Genomic DNA, 20,181 nt, shown 5'->3' with positions numbered 1-20,181 from the left:
TTGCTAATCCGCTTTTCCCGGCGTATTCTGGCGTTACTTGAGGTTAGTGCGGGAAATACGGAAGTATTTCCATATTTGAAACAATATGCGCTTCATCGTGTTTGCTGCCGCTGCGCTATTCCTGTCCCTGTTGCCGGCGGGCGCGCAGTCGTCCGTCACAATTAGCGAGCCGGAGATCCAGTCGTTCCTGAAGGGGCATTCCACGGTGGTGAGGATCCCCGTGCGGAGCCAGATGGATCACGAGGTGGGTGCGACGCTCACGCTATCGTGGCTCAACAGGGAAGACACCATCCTGCACGCTTCGCAGACAGAGGTGCGGATTCAGGCAGGGCAGAACCGGCTCGAGGTACCGTTGCCGCTGCCGGCCTCGTCGATCTGGCTTCGGTTGCGCTACTCGCTATCCCCGCGGACCCAGGATGCGCGCGCGTTTCCTCCGCAATCCGGCATTGTTGGCATCGCCCGGATAGCCAGTCATGTCTTCGAGCTGAAGGCGACCCAGGCCGGAACGTTGCATCCAGGCAGCACCGTGCTTTTCCACGCACAGGCCGTCCATCCCAGTACCCGCGAGCCTCTCGAGGACCTCGACTGGACCGCCCGCCTGGAGGTTGGACAGCGGACGCAGGGCCCCGTCCGGGTGGAGAAGCAAGGCCGCGGTTTTATGGAGTTCGCGTTCAGCCTGCCACCCACTCTTCCGGAAGACGGAGACCACACCGCCAAGGTGAGCATTACCGCGAAAAACGGGGATTTCCTGCAGGAGGCCAGCCTCAAATTCGACATCCCAGTTGAACCCACCGCCACCATCCAGACCGATAAACCCATCTACCAACCGGGTCAAACGCTGCACATGCGCGCCATCCTGCTGGATCCTCAGGGTCGTGCGGCCGCTGGCGCAAAAGCCTCACTGCGTGTAGAGGACGGCGACGGCCAGCGGGCGCACACAGCCCAGCTGACGGCCTCCCGATTCGGCATCATCCAGGAGGACTGGACACTGCCCGAGACGGCACCGCTGGGCGCGTACTCGATAGAACTGAAGTTCGGCAATGACGAGCGCGTGGTGGCGCAACATACGATCCGCGTGAGCCGCTACGAGCTGCCAAAGTTCCAGGTGACGGTGAAGCCGGACCGGACAGCCTACCTTCCGGGTCAGACGCCGGTGGTGGCCATCAATGGGTCGTTCCTGTTTGGCAAACCGGTGCCCAAGGGACACGTGAGAGTCGTGCGCGCGAGCCATGGCGACCGGCGCAGGGCCGATCGCGAGCTTCAGGACGACAGCCCGGTTGCCGCCGAAGGCGATGCGGCAGAGGACGGCACCTTCCAAGCCAGACTCGATGTGCAGGAGACATTCGATGAGCTCCGGCAAGAGGAGCAGACGCGCTACCGGGACGTTGCCTTTGCCGCTTACTACACCGATCCGGCGTCGCATCGAACCGAGCAGTGGCGCTTCGACATCCGCCTCACGCGGGAGCCCATCCACATCTACGTCCTGCAAGGATTGGATGCCGGACCGCTGCCTCGCCGGGTCTACGTGACGACATCGTATGCCGACGGGCGGCCCGCGGTCACAACGGTCGAGGCATCGCTCGCCGGGGCGGCCTACACGACTCGTACGAATCGGTATGGAGTGGCTCGCCTGCTTCTCCCCTTCCGGGATGCCGGGGCCGGGGAAATCGAGTTGAAGGCGCGAGATGCAGGCGGAATCGAAGGCAAGTGGACCAACGACTTTCGACCGAATTGGGGCATCTCCGCCCGCCTTACGATCGCGCGAAGTCTTTTTCAGCCAGGCGACCCGGTGGAGATCCTGATTGAGACAGCTGACGGCGGGCCGGCTACACCCTCGGTCCAGGTGCAGGCCCTGGTGGACAACCGGGTGGTGGCGAGCCGGGTGGCGACCATCACCGTCAATCAAGGGAAGGTCACCTTCCCGTATCAGCGGGAGTTCCAGGGGATCGTGACGTTCGCCGCGTGGACCGGCAGCAGCCGCTCCAAAGACGAGCCGGGTTACGGCGCTGGGGCCGGTCAGACATCGGTGATCTTTCCCGAGGGGTCAGACCTGCATCTCACGGTGAAACCCGGCCAGCCCGTCTACAAACCCGGTGAGCAAGCCGCCCTGAAGATGCGTGTTCAGACAGCGGATGGCCGCCCCGTGGAAGCCGCCCTGGGCTTGGCGGTGGTCGATCAGGCCGTACTGGAGCGCGCCCGGACCGACAGCGAGTTCGGACAGCGAAAGTGGTTCGACTGCGTGTACTGCCCATCCGGCGATTCTGGGGCAATCGGAGGGGTCCAACTGAGCGACCTGCTGACGGCGAAACCGGCCCAGTATCGGGATCCCGAGCTCAATCTGGTGGCCGAAGCGCTGCTGGCTCAGATTTCGTCGCATCCGCTTCTCACCGCCAGCGAAGACATTTCAGAGCGACCTGAATTCGGGTCGATTCGTTCACTCGTGCAATGGATGGAGAAGACGTTCACCAGCAGGTACACCGAGACATTCGAGTTCCCCACGGATGAAACGAGTCTGGCCCAGACCCTGGGTCCTGACTGGTACGCCAAGCGCGATCCCTGGAACCGCCCCTATCTGACGGAATTCGGGTTTCACAGGAACTATCGCACCATCCTTCTCAGGTCCACGGGTCCTGATCAGTTGTCCGGCACCGACGACGATTTCGTGGCCGGCGAGTTCCGGCGCTCCTATTTCCTGCCGCTGCACAGGATCCTGGCAGGGATCTTCCACCGGCGGCAGGACTTCCCAGCCGATGAAGCCGGGGTCCGGCGTCTGCTCAGCAGCAACGGCCTTCTCGTCGACACACTCCACGATCCCTGGGGGACGGCTTATCTCATTCAGGTGGAAACCATTCAGCGAAATCGAAACGTTCATCTCTATAGCGCCGGACCCGATCGCGTGTTTCATACCGAGGATGATTTCGGCGCAGATTCTCTCTATGGCTCTTACTTCCTGAAGGAGGAGGCGGAGCTCCGCCGGGTGATCCAAAGCGCCCCGACTCCGCCCAGGACGCTGCAGGAGTTTAACAAAGTGCTCGCCGATGGAGGCATCGAGCTGAGCCGTTACTCGGACGCGTGGGGGCATCCCTACCGCCTGGAGAGCAGGACGTCCACGGAATATGGCGACCGCGTCTCCACGCGCACAGTGCAGATCTATGGCGGCACCCCTCAAATCCGCACCAACTTCACGCCCGTGACGCGCAAGTTCATCGTCTTTGTCCTCCGCAGCTCGGGTCCGGACGGCAAGCCGGAAACCAGGGACGATTTCGAGATCCTGAGTTTCCCGATCCTGCTGCAGGAGGAAAGCGCCGTGCCCGCGAAGGAGCCTCCGGCCGGTTCGCCGGTTCGCCTGCGCGGCAGCGGCGAAATCACGGGTTCCGTGCTGGATTCCTCGGGCGCGGTGATACCGCTGGTTGAAGTGGTGCTCACCACACCCCAGGGGCTGGAGTACATCACAATCAGCGATCCAAACGGAGCATACTCCTTCCCCGCCCTGCCGGATGGAACGTATGTCATTCAGGCCGCCACTCACGGCTTCATGACCAATGTCATCGAGGCGATTCCAGTGAGCAGCGGAAAGGTCACGCAGTTGGATATCACCCTACAGGTGGGCGCTGTCAGTGAGAGCCTCGCTGTGCAGGGGCAGAGTGTCATGCTGCAGTCGGAATCTGCAAGAGTCTCACGAGCCGCCGTTTCTCAAGGGCCGGCGTCCACTCCGCGCATCCGCACGTACTTTCCAGAGACGCTTTACTGGGCACCTGAGTTGACCACGAATCCGCAAGGTCTCGCCACGACACGCTTCCCGCTGGCCGACAGCATCACGACCTGGAAGGTCGCCGCGATTGCCTCCACGCTCGACGGCCGGCAGGTGGAGACAGAGGCTGACCTGCGCGTCTTCCAACCCTTCTTCCTCGACTTCGACCCGCCCCTGGTGCTGACGCAGGGGGACGAGGTACGCATGCCGGTGGCCGTACGGAACTATCTGGATCGCGCGCTGTCCGTCGATGTCGCCCTGCTGCCCAACGACTGGTCCGCCGCCCGCGGCCGAACCAGGCTGCAACTGACCATCCCTGCCAACACCACGGACAATCAGTCCTTCGAGATTGTGGCGAAGACCAGCCGGCGCAAGGCGGCCCAGCGGATTACGGCGCAGGGCGGCGCGCTCAGCGACGCCATCGAGAGGACAACCGATGTCCATCCGGACGGGCAGTCTGTTACTCAGGTACTGGGCGATCTCGCGGCGGGCAAGACGGCGTTTCCCGTTACGATCCCGGCCACAGCCATCGCGGGCGCCACCACCAGCGAGCTCAGGTTGTATCCCAACATCCTGACCGTACTCAGCGAGAGCGCGGCGGCCCTCCTCATCACCCCGCACGGCTGCGCGGAGCAGACGACATCAGCCGGCTTCGCGAATCTCATCGCTTTGCACTATGCACGCGCGGCCGGCCGCGCCACACCGGAGTTCGAAACACAGGCACTGAAGAATATCCGGCTGGCTGTCGACCAACTGGTCTCGTTCCGGGCCGCGGGCGGCGGCATCAGCTACTGGGGCAGCGGAGACGGCGACGCGTCCGTCACCGCCTACGTGCTGGATTTCCTGTTGGCAGCCAAGCCGGATGTGGAGCCGGATGAGGAAGACATCGAGGATCTTGTGCATTGGCTCGAATCCACACAATCGCCGGACGGACGCTGGAACAAGGGTCTCAGCGGCGTGGCGGCGAGCGAGCGCCGTCAGACGCTGATTACGGCCCAGGTTGCACGGTCGCTGGCCGCGGCCAAGCGGGCAGGCATCCAACTCAAGCCCACGACGCTGGCCGGCGCTTACCATCACCTGGCGCGCCTCACAGACTCGACCGATGAGCCGTACATGCTGGCGCAGTTCATCCTCGCTGCCCTGGATTCCGGCAACGAGTCCCTGCTCGGCAAAGCCGTGGAGCGGCTCTCCGCCCTGGCCCTTCCGGAGAACACCGCCCTTTATTGGGACCTCAAGTCCAACTCGCCGTTCTATGGCTGGGGCATCGCCGGACGAGCCGAGACCACCGGCTTGGTAATCAGCGCTCTTTCCGCCTGGCGCACCCTGCATCCACAAACCACCGGCATCGACTCGGCCATCCGGCGCGGGCTGCTGTTCCTGCTGCGTCATCGCGATTCGCAGGGCAGTTGGCACTCGACTCAATCCACGGTCCGGGCCATGCGGGCGGTCGCCGAAGCCTCGGCCGTGCTGGGGCCCGTCTCGAAGCCGGGCGGCTCCATCGGCATCCGGGTGAATGGCCGGCTGGTACATACGATCACTCTGCCTGCGGAATCGAAGTCCACTGATCCGATCCTGATCGACATGTCACCCTTCCTCGGCAACGGCACCAATCAGGTGGAACTGGCGCCGGCCGGCGGCTCCGGCGGTGCGTTGGTGCGGATGACGACCACGCACTGGACTCCCTGGCCCACGACCAAACCCCGATCCTTGCCAGAACTGCGCCTTTCGGTGGGGTACGACAGGCTGGAGTCGCGGGTGGGCCAGCCCATCCGCTGCACGGTCAAAGCGGAGCGCGTCGGCTTCCGGGGCAACGGCATGATGCTGGCCGAGATCGGCCTGCCTCCGGGTGCGGAGGTCGACCGGTCGAGCCTGGAAGAACTGCTCGACGACGACACCACCGCGTTGCAGCGCTACGAGATCCTGCCCGATCGCGTGGTCCTCTACCTCTGGCCTCGCGCTGGAGGGGCTTCGCTCACGTTTCAACTTTCCGGCCGCCTGGCGATGACCGCGAAGGCGGCCGCTTCGACGTTATACGACTACTACAATCCGGAGGCCCTCTCGGAGGTGGAGCCCGCTACATTCAAGGTGCGGTAGCTCGCCCTATTTCTTCTGACTGCCGCCGGCCTGCTGCGCGAGGATCTGCTGACGCTTCGCCAGCGTTTGCTTGTAGGTCAGGGTGGGCGCCTCGCCATCCTTGGGGGCGTCCAGCAGTGCGATCGCGCGATCGATCGCAGCCAGGGCCGCGTCATAGCGGCCGAGTTGGCGGTTGGCTTCCGCCAGGCTTTCCCACGAGTTCATGGCGCCGGGCTCCAGCTTCGCGGCCGCCTCGGCATAGGTCAGGGCCTCTTCCGGCCGCTGCGTTCCATCGATGCCGAGATTCAGCAGCAGGTCCGCCAGGTCCGCCTTGGGGCGGAAGCCCAGGCTCTCGTCGCTCGCGGCCTTCTTCAGCTCGTCGTAAGCCTTGCGCACAGCGGCGGCGGTTTGCGGCGTCTTGAGCTTGTCGTGGGCGTAGGCCAGGTTCCTCAGCGACGAGAGGTAAGAGAGGCGGAAGCGTTCACCCGCACTCGATTTCACCAGGCGTTCGTTCAGGGGCGTCGACTCTGAATAGTCGGCCAGGTATCCTGCGTAGTCTTCCACGTTCCAGCGCATCATCGCGCGATTTTCCAGCAGCACCGCCAGATTTGCGCAGGCCTGCAGATCGTCGGGGTCTCGAGCCAGTTCACGGCCGATGGACAGCGGCTCGTCCATCATGGCCAGGGCCTGCTTCGAGTCGCCTTCCGCATTCGTTACGGCGGAAAGGGTCATCAGGTACGAAGCACGGGCTTTGCGGGCAATGGAACTGTTCTGCACTTCCGGAGGCAGGCCGCGCAGAAGGCGGAAGCCGCGGTCCACCCACGCCCTCGATTCCTTCGGCGCTTTGTCGGCCAGCGCGATGGCACGCAACCGGTAGAGGTCGAGCAAGGCGAGTTGGAAGGAGGTCTGCCGCGCGCCCTGATGGTCGATCCCCTCCAGCAGGATCGTTTCGCCCTTCTGGGCAACCTCCGCGGTCGCGTCGCGCGTGCTGTCCCGGGCTTCGGGAGAACTGAAGACCGCAATCAGCGCACGGCCCAGCAGCAGGCGGCTCTCGTCGTCCGACGGGTTCGACTGCACCTCCTTCTCGAGCTGTTGGATCGTTTGCTCGAACTTGGGCAGCGAGCCGGCCGCGGGATTGGTGGTGAGCGAGGCAATCGCCGCGCTGGCTTCGAGCTCGCGCTGCGCCCGGCGTGCCTGCTCGCTGCCGCCGGATACTGGCTTGAGCACGGCCAGGCCTTTCTCGTACATCTTCGCAGCCAAGGCGGGATTCCCCAGCGTCGCCTTGGCAAAGTTGCCTTGCGTATCGCCCAGGCGGCGGTAGCCTTGCGCGATTTCTATGGCCAAGCCCTCGTCCAGGTCGCGTTGCGACGACAGGCGGTCGAGATAGTCGAGAGACTGCTGCACCATGCCGGCACGCATCCGCAGGGTGCCGGGAATCAGTTCAGCCCGATCGTAGAGCTCGAACAGTTGATACCGGGCCAGGCGCCGGACTTCCTCAAAGCGCTGCTCCGCCAGACGCCGCTGCTGCACAGTCGCCACGAAGCCGACGGCGGAGGCCAGCAGCACGGCGGTCACGGCGGCTACCATATAGCGCCGGCGGTAGAGGAACTTGCGCGCTCGGTAGGTAATAGTGAGCGGCCGCGCGTGGACCGGCCTCGATTCCAGAAACGCGCTGAGGTCGTCCTTCAGCTCCTCCACACTCTGGTAGCGATCGCGCAAATGATAGGCCACTGCTTTGGACGCAATGGCACTCAGGTCGCCACCCAGGGATGCTCGCAGTTCGCTGAGGCTCGCCCCTCGGACCGCCGCCGCCTCCACCGTTGATACGGAGCCCAGCGCCAGCACCGGCAGGTCCTGCGTAGCCCGGCTGAACTCCTGCGCCAGGTCGTTGGAAAGCGTGAAGGCCCGATGCCCGCCAAGCAGTTCATGCAGGATCAGGCCCAGCGAGTAGACATCGGTGGCGATGTTCAAAGGATCATTGCGCAGTTGCTCCGGGCTCGCATAGCGAGGCGTCAGCAGGGGCAGCGTCGTCACCGCGGTGCTCTCGCGCGAGCCGATCAGCGTGGCCGTTCCAAAGTCCAGCAGCTTGACGGCGCCGGTCTTGTCCACCAGGATGTTGGCCGGCTTCAGATCGCGGTGAATCACCAGATTGTGGTGCGCGTGAGCGACGGCGTCGCAAACCTCCAACAGCAGCCGCAGGCGGTCGCGAACGTTCAGCTTCAGCCGGTCGCAGTAGCTGTCCAGCGGCTCGCCGTCGATGTACTCCGTCACGAGGTACGGTTCGCCCGTGCCACTCACTCCGCCGTCGAGCAAGCGCACGATGTTCGGGTGGTTCATCTGCGCCAGCAGTTGGCGTTCGGTGCGGAATCGTGTGGCAAAGGCGTCGTCGGCCAGGTGCGGAGCCAGCACCTTGAGCGCCACGTTCTGCGTGTATTCGCCGTCGGCCCGCTCAGCCAGATAGACCGCCCCCATGCCGCCGCGGCCCAGCAGGCGGATCACCCGGTACGCCCCGAACTGGGTCAGCCCCGCCAGCTCCGAAACCGCGCGAGCCACTGCATCGGGTTGGGGCTCCATGCGCGGATCGGCTGCACTGTGGGCGCCAAGTAGTTGAAGAACCTCTTCCTGCAACTCGGGGTCGTCGGGCGCCTCGCGCTGGAGGAACGGCCCCTGCTCTGCGCGAGAGAGCGCGCGGGCTTTGTGGAACAGCGTCTCCAACCGGGCGAAGCGATCCATTCTGGATTAGTTTCTCATGTTCGTCGCTGGGAGCTGAACAGAAAAGGCCGCCATGCTGCGGGCAGCGCGGTGGCCTTTGTCCGGCAATTCAAACAGTTTCGCAGACTAGCGGCGGAAGCGCCGCAAGCCGGCGACGGCGGCGAGGCCCGCACCCATCAGCAGGTAGGTGCCCGGCTCTGGGACGGACGCCAAAGCGCCCGGCATGGCGAGAGACTTGTCGGGGATGTCCAGCACAAGCTGCGCGCCATTGGAGTTCGTCTGCCACAAGATGTCCAGCGTGATCGCCCAGACGGCGGGCGTGACGCCGGCGAGACCGGTGATCTCTCCAGTACCGGAGAAGTTGCCGAAGCCGGAGCCGCTGGTTTGGAAAGTGAACTCTGTCGAATCCGCGAGTGAGGTGACCAGGTACTGCAGGCTCCACTCCAGGGACGACGACCCCAGGGCCGACACCTGACCGGCGCCAAGCCCTTGCGAGAGGTCAAAATCCCACTTTACCGGCAGGTTTCCGGTGAACGTGCCCGAGTTGCCCGCGTCGTTGGTGGCCACGATGTGGATGTTCGAGACGAAATCAGTGGGGCCGTAACAGGGGAAGCAGGTCTCGAACCCCTGGCTGCCTTCGATCTTCGGACCTGTCACATTCCCGACCGTGGAATTCACGATGGAGAGGCTGCCGCCTTCCAGGACAACCACGGGTGAATATGAGGTGACCGAGACCTCAACCACGTCAATCTTCAGGATTACCGCGGCCTTCCCTTGTGGTGCACTCCAGGCTAACGCTACCAGCAGTAGGGCGGAAACCGCCAAAGTGCGCCGTATCGCGGCGCACACTTCCGGTTTTGACTTCAATTGACCTTCCTCCTTTGCTTTCAAACGCCCGTTCGAAAGCATTAAGAGCGTATCACGAAGGAACCAGGCCACTCAATGGCGATGTCATACGAATCGGCCAGTAAGTTCCGCTCCTACTTATACTTATCCGTATGACGCCAACTCTTGCCGCGCATGCCGAGCGGGCATGACAGCAGGAGCTTCACGAGACTTGTTCGCCCCCTCATCCGAGAAACTGACAACTCGTGCGACGCCCCTCTCTAGACGATTTCTTCTTTCTGAGCGTCCCAACGGACACTCCGGCCCTGCCGGTAGCTCTCCACGGTCATGCGGCAGGCGATGGCGACCCGGAAACCGAGGTCGAACGGGCAGTTCGGCTCCCTGCTGGCACGGATCGATTCCACGAAGTTCTTCATGTGGCAGGCGGGAGCGGTGGGGGTGGAGCCGCGCAGCACCGCCGCGTCCTTGCGGTTCACCGCCTGCGGTGTGTAGGTGACGCGCTCTGACCGCGAAACCGTGCCATCGGTCCCAAGTACGTCTTCACTGAAGCCCAGGTAGTCGTTGCCAAAGCCCGAGTCCCACGACCACAGCAGGTCTTCCGGTTGCTCCAGCGCGACGTTCATCGTGTCGGGCACCTCGCGGCCGTCCTTCCACAGGTAGATGCCACCGGTCATCGTCGCCTTCTTCGGGATCTGCAAGTTCAGGATCTTGTACCAGAAACAGAGCTGGTGGCACATATTCTCATACACGTTCCCGCCGGAGTAATCCCAGAAAAAGCGCCAGTTCACATACCGGTTGGCGTCGAAAGCACGCTTGGGTGCATCGCCCAGGAACGACTGCCACAGGACGCTCTCGGGATTCATGTCGGGGCTGACGGCGCGCGACCACTGCGGCTTGTCGTGCGGCGTGTTGCGGTACATGTGGGCATGCACGGCGGTAATCTTGCCCATCGCCGCCGGCGTGGTGAATTGTGAGGCATCGGCGACGTCGCCGAACGAGCACGACTGATGGCCGATCTGGACGGTCAGCCCCTTGGAGGCGCGGTACGCGGCGCGCATCTTCTTGGCGTGCTCCACCGTGAAGGCCATCGTCTTTTCCTGGTAGACGTGCTTGCCCGCCTGCAGGCTGGCCACAAAGTGCTGGCAGTGGAGGTGCTGCGGCGTGGCGATGAGCACCGCGTCGACGTCCTTCATCTCCAGCAGCCGGCGGTAGTCCATCACGGTCTTCACGCCGGGAGCAGCCTTCTGCACGGCGGCCAGGCGGCCGGTGTAGATGTCAGCCGCAGCCACGAGTTCCGTGTTCGGGCACGCCTTGAGGTCGCGGATCAGTTCCATGCCGCGCGCCCCGGGGCCGATGATACCGACGCGGATGCGCTCGTTCGCGCCCAGCGCCTTCGAAGGAGTGGTGAGGGCAGCGCCCGTACCGGCGGCGGCGGCGTGCAGGAATTCACGGCGGGAAGACATAGGGGGAGAATCTCCGAGGGAAATGGGGAAATGCCGCATGGGCCCGCGCTCCGGGTTGGGTCATAACCCGGAGCGCGTCCGCCCCATGCATTAGAACAACAGCTTCAGCCCAAACTGGACGGTTCTGGCATCCACGGTTGTGCTGCTGATGATGCCTACCGTCGAGGGCACGGTTATGTCCGTAGCCGGTAGGCCAAAACTCGGAGTGTTGGGCACATTGAAGAACTCGGCCCGGAACTCCGTCTTGAAGCGCTCAGTGATGGCGGTGATCTTCGTCAGGCTGGCGTCGATCGACTTCGACCCCGGCCCGAACAGCATGTTGCGGGCGCTGTTGCCGAAGGTGAAGTTCGCCGGCGCCGTGAAAGCGGCGGGATTGAACCAGTGCGCGATCGACTGGTCTGAGCCGTAGAAATCGCTGCTGGCCACGTTGGCGCGGTTCGCATACCAGCCGCCCAGGGTGGGCGTGAAGGTGACACTGAACGGAGCGCCGGAGCGCAGTTGCACCACCGACGCCAGGCGCCAGCCGCTGACCACGTACTTCATGGGGTTGTCCCAGTTGGCGAACTTCTTGCCGGTACCGAACGGCAGGTCGTACGTGCCGGTTGCGTAGAACGTGAAGCGCCGGATGCCTTCCGAATTGCCGCGGTCCAGCGAGGTGTTGTAGGGATTCTGCACCGTGCCGGAGTAGGGCACGTTATCCAGGGTCTTGGTCCAGTTAAAGCTGCTCTGCAGGAACAGGCCGTTGTTGAAGCGGCGCGTGCCTTCCACCTGCATCTGGTGCGTGAACATGTTGCCCGTGGGGCTCATCGTGTAGATGTTGGCCCAGGGTTGGTAAGGCCGCTGGGTCTGCAGATTCCCGAGGGACATGGTCGCCGGTAGGTTCATGTCGGAGTTCACGAAGAGAACCCGGTTCCCTTTGTTGCCGAGGTAGGCGACCCGCAGGCCGACTTCGCCGGGCAGCACTCGCTCCACCGAGAGATTCCACTGCTGCGAGTAAGGGTTGCGGATCTGGCGGTTCACGGCGTAGGCCACGGGATTGGCGGAGACAGTGGGCGTGACGCTGAAGGGATCGGCCAGGCTGATGGTGGGCGAGGTCGCGCCGCCGGTGAACGACTGCGCCAGCCGGTAGGGCGTGTTGCTGATGCCCAACTGATAGATGCCCTGGTAGACAGGGATCAGGTTGTAGAAGATGCCGTAGCCGCCGCGCACCACGGTCTTGTTGTTGCCGAAGGGCCGGTAAGCCACGCCGACGCGCGGCGCGAAGTTCTTGTGGTCGGGCAGCAGCAGATCGGAGCCCCAGCCCACGTTCTCAGACTTCACTGTCGGGTAAGCCGCCAGCAGCGCGGCGATGGCCGCCGGCGCATACTGGCCGCCGCCGGTGGTCCGCACCACCATCTGGCCGGAGCCAAAGTCGAAGTTCGACAGGGCGCCGCCGCGTTCCGTGAACTGCGTCTGCAGTTCATAGCGCAGACCGGCATTCACGGTGAGGTTGCGCGAGACCTTCCAATCGTCCTGGATGTAGAAGCCGTAGCGGTTCTGGTTCATCACATTTGGCGGCGTGGCGGTGGCGCGGGTAGCCGAGGTGGGGTAGCCCAGCAACAGGTCTCCGATCACGTTGCCGGTATAGCGCGCCAGGAAGCTGAAGCTCCCCAGCACCGAGGCGGAGACTGACGGATTGGTGGAGACGCGGCCGAAGGAGGAGTCGATACCGGCCTTGGTCACGTGCGAACCATGAATCCAAGAGAACGTATCGCCAAACTGATTGGTGATCTGCGGGTTCGGCTGCGCACCGCCCACATCGCCCACCTTCGTATACCCGGAGATGTTGAACGTGGGCAAGCCGCCCATCGGGATGGGGGTGAACAGGCCGGGGAAGATCGAGGCGGGATTGAAGTCCTGGTTCTGGCCGATGCGGATATTCACCATCGTGAAGTAGGAGCCGCGCAGCTCGTTGGTCATGTTGGCCGACAGAATCCGCGTATAGGTCAGGCTGGCGGATTTCGTGAGGAAGCCGGCGTTGGAGTAGTTGCCGTACATGCTCGGCGAATAGAGGTTCGTCGAATAAGGGTCGCCCTTGGCATAAGCCAGCGAGATGCCCAGCATGTTCGACTGGTTGAAGTTGTGGTCGACGCGCGCCGAGTAGCGCTGCACGCCGATCTGCACCGGCAGGTTCTCCACGTAGTTGAAGGTGGCGCCCGCCTTGGTCGGCAGCGGGATGAAGCCCAGCATCGTCTTCGAGCGCGAGTCGATGCGGTTCACCGGGATCTGGTTGTTCGGGAACGCCGCGCCGCCGTTGAGAGGATCCTTCACCGTGGTGGTGAACGTACCTTCGCGCAGCGTCTGCACGGGCACCGAGAACGTCCCGACATTCGACTGCCGCAGTGTGAGTGCTTCCACGGCTCCAAAGAAGAAGGTACGGTTCTTGATGACCGGCCCGCCCACGGAACCACCGAACTCGTTGCGGTTATAGGGAGGCCGCGCCTTGCCGGCCGCGTTCGAGAAGAACTGATTGGCGGCCAGTTGCGCGTTGCGGTTGAACTCGAACAGCGAGCCGTGCAGCGTATTGCTGCCGCGCTTGGTGATGGTGGAGACCGCGACTGAGCCGGAGTACTCGGCCTTCGCGCTGTTGCTTTCGATCTTCATCTCGTCGATGGTTTCCAACGAGGGCTGTGTGGCGAGGGAAGTAGCGTAAGAGTAGGTGCCGCCGCCGTTACCGAGATCGTCGGTGGAAACGCCATCCACGGTAAACTTGCTGCCGCCCCAGTGCTGCGCGCCGCCGATGTTCGGGTTCGACGCCCAATCGCTGGCGTTGCCGGGCGCAATGAGGATGAACGTGGCGGTGGTTCGGCCGTTCACGGGGAGCGACTGCACAGCGTGCGTGTCTATGATGCTGGAGATTGACGAGGTCTCCGATTGCACCAGCGGAGCCTCCGCCGTGACGGAGACGCGCTGATCGAGCGAGCCCGGCTCCAACCGGACATCGGCGCGAACGGTCTGGTTCAACAGGACCGTGACGTTCTTCACATCCACGGGCCGGAAGCCCGCCTGCGACACCTGCACGCGGTACTCGCCCGCGAGAAGATTCGGCACAGTGTAGTCGCCGTTATTATTGGTACTGGTAATGAAGGCGGCCCCTGAGCCTTCGCTGGTTACGTTGACCTTGGCGCCAAGAACGACGGCGCCGGAAGAGTCTGTGACAGTGCCTACTATGGTGCCGGTGATACTCTGCGCGGAGAGACCGGCGGCAGTCAAGACCAATATGAGGATTGTTCGCAGCATGGTGAGCGACCTCCCGAGAAATCTTCTGATTCGCAGTATGGGTGCCCGCGAAGATCCTCTCAATTGAAATAAAACGTTCATCCAGCATCCTGGACGAAAACCCCTGGCCTGCAACGGTGGATGGATTGACTGAATCTCTCAGGTTCCGGTACTCTGACGCCGCGGTACCTTTGGATCCTTACGAATGCGCCAACCTCTAATCTGCCTGATTTTATTGTCTCTCGGATGCGCGGGTACAGCCAGTGCGCAGTATCTGCCCGGCCGCTACTACACGTGGCTCGATGAGGGGGCACAACGCATCCAGCGGCATCTGCAGGCCTCGCCCGGCGCCGAGCTGAAGCAACTGGAACAGCCAGCCGGCTGGAACCACTTCCCCTACGCAGTACTCACGCCCGCCGTCCTCTACAAGCAACAGCACCCGGCCAATCCGCGCTGCGGCGATAAGCGCATGCTGTCATTGGCCTTACAGATTGGCGACCTGCTGGTGAAAGAGAACGAAAAGGGTGGCTTCGAGTCGCGGCCCGATAGCTGGTGGGACGTTTATATGTGGCTGGAGGCCTACCGCCTGCTGCGCGACGATCTGGGCGAAGCGCGCCGCGCCCGCTGGCAATGGGCCCTGGAGACCAACATCGCCACCATCGTGCACGAAAGCCGGGCGTGGCGCGATGTGCCCTGGTACACCTCGGCCTTCATCGGTACTTCCACGAATCACTACTCGCTGTGGGCTGTGAACCTCATGATCGCCGGACCGCTATTCCACAAGCCGGAGTGGACAACACTCGGAAAGCAGATCCTCCAACGCTATGTGCAACAGCAGCACGAGGATGGCTTCTGGGGCGAGCGCAGCCGCCTGACGCCCACCATCGGCTACGACCACCTGACCATGAGCGCCGTGGCGCTCTACTACGAAAACACCAGGGATTCCGCGGCCTTGCAAGCCCTGCGCCGCTCCACCGGCTTCCACAAGTACTTCACTTATCCCGATGGCCAGCCCGTGGAGACGTTGAACGACCGCAACCGCTACTGGCATGTGATGGACTGGGGCCAGTTCGCGTTCTCTTACTTCCCCGATGGCCGAGGCTACGCCGAGTTCCTGGCCCGCCACTTGCCGGAACACGACCTCGACATGGACGCGCTGGGCCGCATCGCCCAGAACGCCGTCTACTATCACGCAGGGCCCACGGCTCCGCCCCCACAGCTTCAACAGGCTTACTCGCGCCAGTTGCAGATCCCGGCCGGCATCCGCAAGACCGGCCCCTGGGTCGTGAACCTCTCCGCCCTGCGCGACACGCCGTTGCCGCTAAGCCAATGGTTCCTGGAGCGCCAGGCGCACGTCAGCGTGTGGCATGAGAAGACGGGCCTCATCCTCACGGCCGCGAACTCGAAGAACCAGCCCGAACTCGCCACCTTCAACGAGAAGATCGGCGGCAAGGTCTACAACCTGCCAATCGACGGGAAGCTGTCGATGGAAGCAAGCGGAGACCGCCTGTCCCTGGGCTTCCAGCGCTTCTTCGCGGATCTCACCACCACGCCGCCCACCGGCAAGGAACTCTCGCTCCACTGGAGCATCACCGGCATGGGCCCAGCTCCAGAAGAGGCGCAACTGGCGCTACAGGTAACCATCCAGCCCGGCCAGTCCCTCGATTCCGCGGAGAAGCATACGACGGCCGGTAAGGATCCAGTCCTCTGGACAGCCGAAGAACTCGGCGGCCTGCTGAAGCACAACGGCTGGACACTTGCCCTGCCTGCCGGAGCGCGCTTCCAATGGCCCGTCTATCCCTACAACCCATACCGCAATGGTCCGGAGTACCGGCTGGAACGCGCGGTGGGCGTCGTCACCATCCCCTTCACCCTCAAGGGCGGAACGCACCCGTGGCTCCGCCCCGCCGAGCAGCAGTTCGACATCCGCATCCGCGTCGACTAGTGCGTGATGGCGTACCCGCCGTCCACGCGCAGCACCGCCCCCGTGACATACGAGGCATCATCGGAAACCAGGAACGCCGCGGTCTTCGCCACTTCTTCTGACGTGGCCAGGCGGCCCAGCAGTAGGTCTTTGCCCTTCTCTACGATCTGGTCTTCGGAATAGTAGACCCGCTCACCCGGCGTATCCGTCCAGCCGGGCTCCAGCACGTTCACGCGAATCTTGTGCGGCGCCAACTCCACGGCCCACGTCAGCGCCATCTGGTTCATGGCCGCCTTGGCTCCGTTGTAGGCGCTACAGTTCGGATAAGGCCGCGACGCGTGCACGGAGCTGACCATCAGGATCGACCCGCCGCCGCGCTCTGCCATGAGGCGCGCCGCGAACTGGCTGCAATGGAACGCGCCCCAGAGGGAGACCGCCCAAGTTCGTTCCATGTCCGCCGGATCCATCTCCAGCAGCGGCTTCCGCACGCTATAGGCCGCGTTGTTGACGAGGATGTCCAGCCGGCCGAACTCTTCGAGCACCGAGCGGACCATCACCTCGTCCTCGGCCCGTTGCCCAACATCGGCCTGGATCACCATGGCGTCGCACCCCATGCGTTCGATCTCGGCCGCCACATCCATCGCCTCTTCGCGATGCCTCGCGTAGTTGATCGCGACATTCGCGCCCAAGCGCGCCAGTTCCACCGCGATGGCCCGCCCAATCCCACGCGACGCCCCGGTTACGAGCGCCGCGCGACCCGCCAGTTTGCCTTCCATGTTCCTACCAGTCCGCAACAGATCCGTCGCGGTGATTGTAGGCCATCAGGACCTCCGGCTGGAAGGGGTACTTCGCCGCCTCGGTTTCATTGATGTCGATGCCCAGACCCGGGCGGGTGGGCGCCGTGCAGATGCCGGCCTCCAGCGGAATGAACTCGCTGACGACATCGTTGCGCCACGGCACGTCGGCGCGCACCATCTCCTGGATCAGGTAGTTCGGGGTGGCGAAGCCGACATGCGTCGACGCCGCCGTACTCACGGGCCCCTGCGGGTTGTGGCACGCCACGGACATCTGATAAGTCTCGGCCATCGCCGCGATGCGCCGCGCTTCGCTGATGCCCCCACAGTGCGACACGTCGGGCTGGATGATGGAGCAGGCGCGCTTCTCGAACAACTCGCGGAACTCCCAGCGGCCCACCAGCCGCTCGCCCGTCGCGATGGGGTAAGGCAGCGCCCGAGCCACTTCCACCAGGGCCTCCGTATGCTCCGGCCAGCACGGTTCCTCGTACCAGTAGAGGTTGTAGTCCACCAGCATGCGGCCGAACTGGATGGCCGCCGCCGGAGTCGTGCGCGCATGCAGGTCGAGCATGATGTCGATGTCGTCACCGGCCGACAGGCGCATCGCCTCCACGCACTTGGCCGCGCGCTTCAGCGTCGACGCGCTCTCGATGTACTCCGACACCGGGATCGGCATCGCCTTCACGGCCGTGAAGCCGCGAGAGAGACTGTCCTGGATCCGCGCGCCAAACTCTTCCGGTTCAACGGTCTTGTACATGCCTTCCAAGGTGCCGCCGCCCAGGTGATCGTAGAACCGCAGCGTATCCCGCACCGGTCCGCCCAGCAGTTCGCAGACCGGCTTGCCGCACTCCTTGCCCTTGATGTCCCACAACGCCTGGTCGATGCCGCTGATGGCGGAGAAGTTCGTGATGCCGCCGCGCCAGAAATACTGCCGGTGCATCACCTGCCACAGGTGCTCCACCCGCAGCGGATTCTGCCCGATCAGCAACACCGACAGGTCCTCAATCGCGCCCACCACGCCCTTCGTCTTCCATTCGAGCGTGGACTCACCCCAGCCATACAGCCCGGGCTGATCCGTCTCGACCTTCACAAACACCCAGTTGCGCATCCGGGCATTCACCACCATCGTGGAGATCTTTGTGATTTTCACGCGTGCTCCTTCTCGTGCAATTCATTCAATAGCCGCAGGGCCTCGGCGACCACCACGTCGCAGGCATCGGCGGAAAACGGAGTGGCTTCGATCTCGTAGCCGCCCTCGTCATAGGCGCTCCGGTCCGGGATGTAGCCGAACCCGCCATTGGAATAACCCGACATCAACGTAAACGGAAACGGTGAGGCGTCCGCCACGCGCTGCGCGATCGACGAGAAGGGCTCGCCTGGTACGCTGACCAGCGCCACCGGACCCACCCGGATCACCTGCAGTTGCCACGGCGTCTCCGTCTTGCCGTGAAATAGCCGCGCATTGTTGGCACGCCAGCCCATCTGCGTCGCCAGGCCGTTGGCCACACTGAACTCTTCCATCCTTCCGGCCTCGCGCAGCCGCGCCGCCTCGGCTCGTAGCCGCGCCAACTCCAGATCCTCTGACTCTGGATCCGGGAACGGCTTCAGGGGAAGGGCCATGACGCGCGTCTCCACCTGCAGCCGGGGCGCGGCCTGTTCCACGGGCTCGTACTCGTACTGCGCAATGTTCGCGCCGCTACGGACGATCCCGGTAAGCAGCCGGAGAACTGGCTGCATCTCGATGGAGGATGCGACACCCGCCGCCGTCAGGCCCAACGTACGGCCCATCCGCCGATAGACTTCCAGATCGCCGGTGAACCCGCGACGCGGACCCAGGTCGCCCGCCGCTCCCTGCAGGAACAGGCACAGCCCGCCAAACGCCCGCTCCATCTCCTGGCGCGCGGGACCCGGAAAATCGGGCGTAAAATCGCGGCTCTGCCAGGCGATGGTCGTGCCGTGGCAGGCAAAGTGCAGCAGGTGCGCCACCGGGTCGCCATCCAGCGACTCCAGCCGCACAACATGCAACGACTGGTCGCACTCGGAGTCGGGATCCTCTCCCACCACCGTCAGTCCGCCATCCACCGTCACCCGCCGCTTGCAGTTGATGCCGCACTGCCCTGCCCCGGCGCCGATTCGCACGGGCCGCAGATCCTGCAGCGCCTGCCAGGCCGCCCCGGCGATGCGATCCGGCAGGCTCTCCAGGTAGCTCAACGCCATGTCGAGCCCTTCCGCGATATTGGCCAGCCGGAACGTATTCGGACCCGAATGCGTGTGCGAGCACGAGAAACGGATCCGCTCTTCCGCCAGACCGGTGCTCTTCGCAATGGCCTGCACGATCCGGCCGGTCCACACGGCATCGAAGCCGATGGCATCCGCCTCAACAATCACGACTCGTTCGGCACCCTGCGCCAGCGCCAGCGCCGTCGCGTAAAACGGCATATCCGCGCGGTCGCCGCGCGTGTGCGTCTGAGCACCCCAACCGCCCTGGGGAGTTCCGGGCGACGGCGTAATCTCGCTGCGCCCCGCGCCTGCCAGCAGTTGTCCCGTCATGCCTTTGTCTCCGGCTCCATCCGCTCGTGCTCCTCCCGCGCTTCCGCATAGTTGCAGATCCTCGCCGAGGCCCGCTGCAGCAGGCTCACAATCGGAGGAATACTCTGATCGACGATCGTACCCAGCGTGCCGGTCACACTCAGCGCCGCCACCAACTCCCCCCGCGGATTGAACACCGGAACCGCCAGGCAGCGCACCTCCAACTCCTCTTCCTCATCGTCGATGGCGTAGCCGCGCTCCGCGGTCTTCGCCAGTTCCACCCGCAGCGCCGCCGCCGTCGTGATCGTCTTCCGCGTATACCGCGCATACGTCATCTTCGACAGGAACTCCTTGCGGTGCACCTCCTGGCAGTACGCCAGCAGGACTTTGCCCACCGACGTGCAATGCAGGTTCGTGCGCTTGCCCACTGTCGTGTCGAAGCGGATGAACCCGGGGCCCTCCACCTTCTGGACATATACCGCCTGGTCGTTCTCCAGCACCGCCAGATGGCTGGTCAGCCGCGCCTGCGCCGACAGCCACTTCATCGGCTCCAGGGCAATCTCCGAAAGCTTCTGGTTCTGCACCATCTCGCGGCCCAGATTGAACACCTTCATCGACAGCATATAATTCCGGCTGCTGGCCGATTTCGTCACGTAGCCGCAGCGCTCCAGCGTCAGCACCAGGACGTGCGCCGTGCTCCTGGGGATGTCCAGCTTCCGGCCCAGTTCCGCGATGTTCATGCCGCGCCGCGAGGCATCCAGCACCTCCAGAATCTGCAGCGCTCTCTCGACGGAAGGAACAGTCGTTGTTGTCGGCATCTCGACTCCTCTC

General features: G+C 63.9%; 10 protein-coding genes. 2 read left to right on the top strand and 8 right to left on the bottom strand.

Annotation, left to right across the window (positions count from 1 at the left end; all coding sequences use genetic code 11):
- Positions 1–85 precede the first annotated feature (85 nt).
- Positions 86–5,845 carry an MG2 domain-containing protein gene (locus tag IRI77_RS00155; RefSeq protein ID WP_194450076.1) on the top strand — a complete coding sequence of 1,920 codons (5,760 nt, stop codon included), beginning with the start codon at positions 86–88 and terminating at the stop codon, positions 5,843–5,845.
- Positions 5,846–5,851: 6 nt separating this feature from the next.
- On the opposite strand, the gene IRI77_RS00150 is transcribed toward IRI77_RS00155, so the two are convergent.
- The 4 genes from IRI77_RS00150 to IRI77_RS00135 all read right to left on the bottom strand — a co-directional run bounded on the left by IRI77_RS00150 (position 5,852) and on the right by IRI77_RS00135 (position 14,124).
- Complete coding sequence (locus tag IRI77_RS00150) at positions 5,852–8,557, bottom strand: serine/threonine-protein kinase (RefSeq protein WP_194450075.1); 2,706 nt, start codon at positions 8,555–8,557, stop codon at positions 5,852–5,854.
- A 105-nt stretch (positions 8,558–8,662) separates the two neighbouring features.
- Positions 8,663–9,403 (bottom strand): PEP-CTERM sorting domain-containing protein, encoded by a 741-nt coding sequence (locus tag IRI77_RS00145; protein ID WP_194450074.1) that lies wholly within the window; start codon positions 9,401–9,403, stop codon positions 8,663–8,665.
- A 239-nt stretch (positions 9,404–9,642) separates the two neighbouring features.
- Complete coding sequence (locus tag IRI77_RS00140) at positions 9,643–10,845, bottom strand: Gfo/Idh/MocA family protein (protein WP_194450073.1); 1,203 nt, start codon at positions 10,843–10,845, stop codon at positions 9,643–9,645.
- 90 nt (positions 10,846–10,935) lie between these two features.
- Positions 10,936–14,124: a TonB-dependent receptor gene (locus IRI77_RS00135; protein ID WP_194450072.1), complete on the bottom strand. Its 3,189-nt coding sequence runs from the start codon at positions 14,122–14,124 to the stop codon at positions 10,936–10,938.
- A gap of 184 nt (positions 14,125–14,308) precedes the next feature.
- On the opposite strand from IRI77_RS00135, the gene IRI77_RS00130 reads away from it, so the two are divergent.
- Positions 14,309–16,048, top strand: a complete 1,740-nt coding sequence (locus IRI77_RS00130; RefSeq protein ID WP_194450071.1) for a hypothetical protein — start codon at positions 14,309–14,311, stop codon at positions 16,046–16,048.
- Here the strand turns inward: IRI77_RS00130 and IRI77_RS00125 are convergent.
- Genes IRI77_RS00125 through IRI77_RS00110 form a run of 4 tightly spaced genes read right to left on the bottom strand, consistent with a single transcriptional unit; the run spans position 16,045 to position 20,168 of the window.
- On the bottom strand, positions 16,045–16,803 hold the full coding sequence (locus IRI77_RS00125; protein WP_194450070.1) for an SDR family NAD(P)-dependent oxidoreductase: 759 nt from the start codon (positions 16,801–16,803) through the stop codon (positions 16,045–16,047). The genes IRI77_RS00130 and IRI77_RS00125 overlap by 4 nt on opposite strands.
- 4 nt (positions 16,804–16,807) lie before the next feature.
- Positions 16,808–17,971, bottom strand: coding sequence for a galactonate dehydratase (gene dgoD, locus IRI77_RS00120; RefSeq protein WP_194450069.1), 1,164 nt, complete (start codon positions 17,969–17,971; stop codon positions 16,808–16,810).
- Positions 17,968–19,371 (bottom strand): hypothetical protein, encoded by a 1,404-nt coding sequence (locus IRI77_RS00115; RefSeq protein WP_194450068.1) that lies wholly within the window; start codon positions 19,369–19,371, stop codon positions 17,968–17,970. Before IRI77_RS00115 ends, dgoD begins: the two co-directional genes overlap by 4 nt.
- On the bottom strand, positions 19,368–20,168 hold the full coding sequence (locus IRI77_RS00110) for an IclR family transcriptional regulator (protein ID WP_194450067.1): 801 nt from the start codon (positions 20,166–20,168) through the stop codon (positions 19,368–19,370). Before IRI77_RS00110 ends, IRI77_RS00115 begins: the two co-directional genes overlap by 4 nt.
- Between the last annotated feature and the right edge of the window lie 13 nt (positions 20,169–20,181).

It is taken from the genome of Paludibaculum fermentans, assembly GCF_015277775.1.
In the GTDB taxonomy this organism is placed as follows: Bacteria; Acidobacteriota; Terriglobia; order Bryobacterales; family Bryobacteraceae; genus Paludibaculum; species Paludibaculum fermentans.
This window is presented reverse-complemented; position numbering and strand designations above follow the sequence as displayed.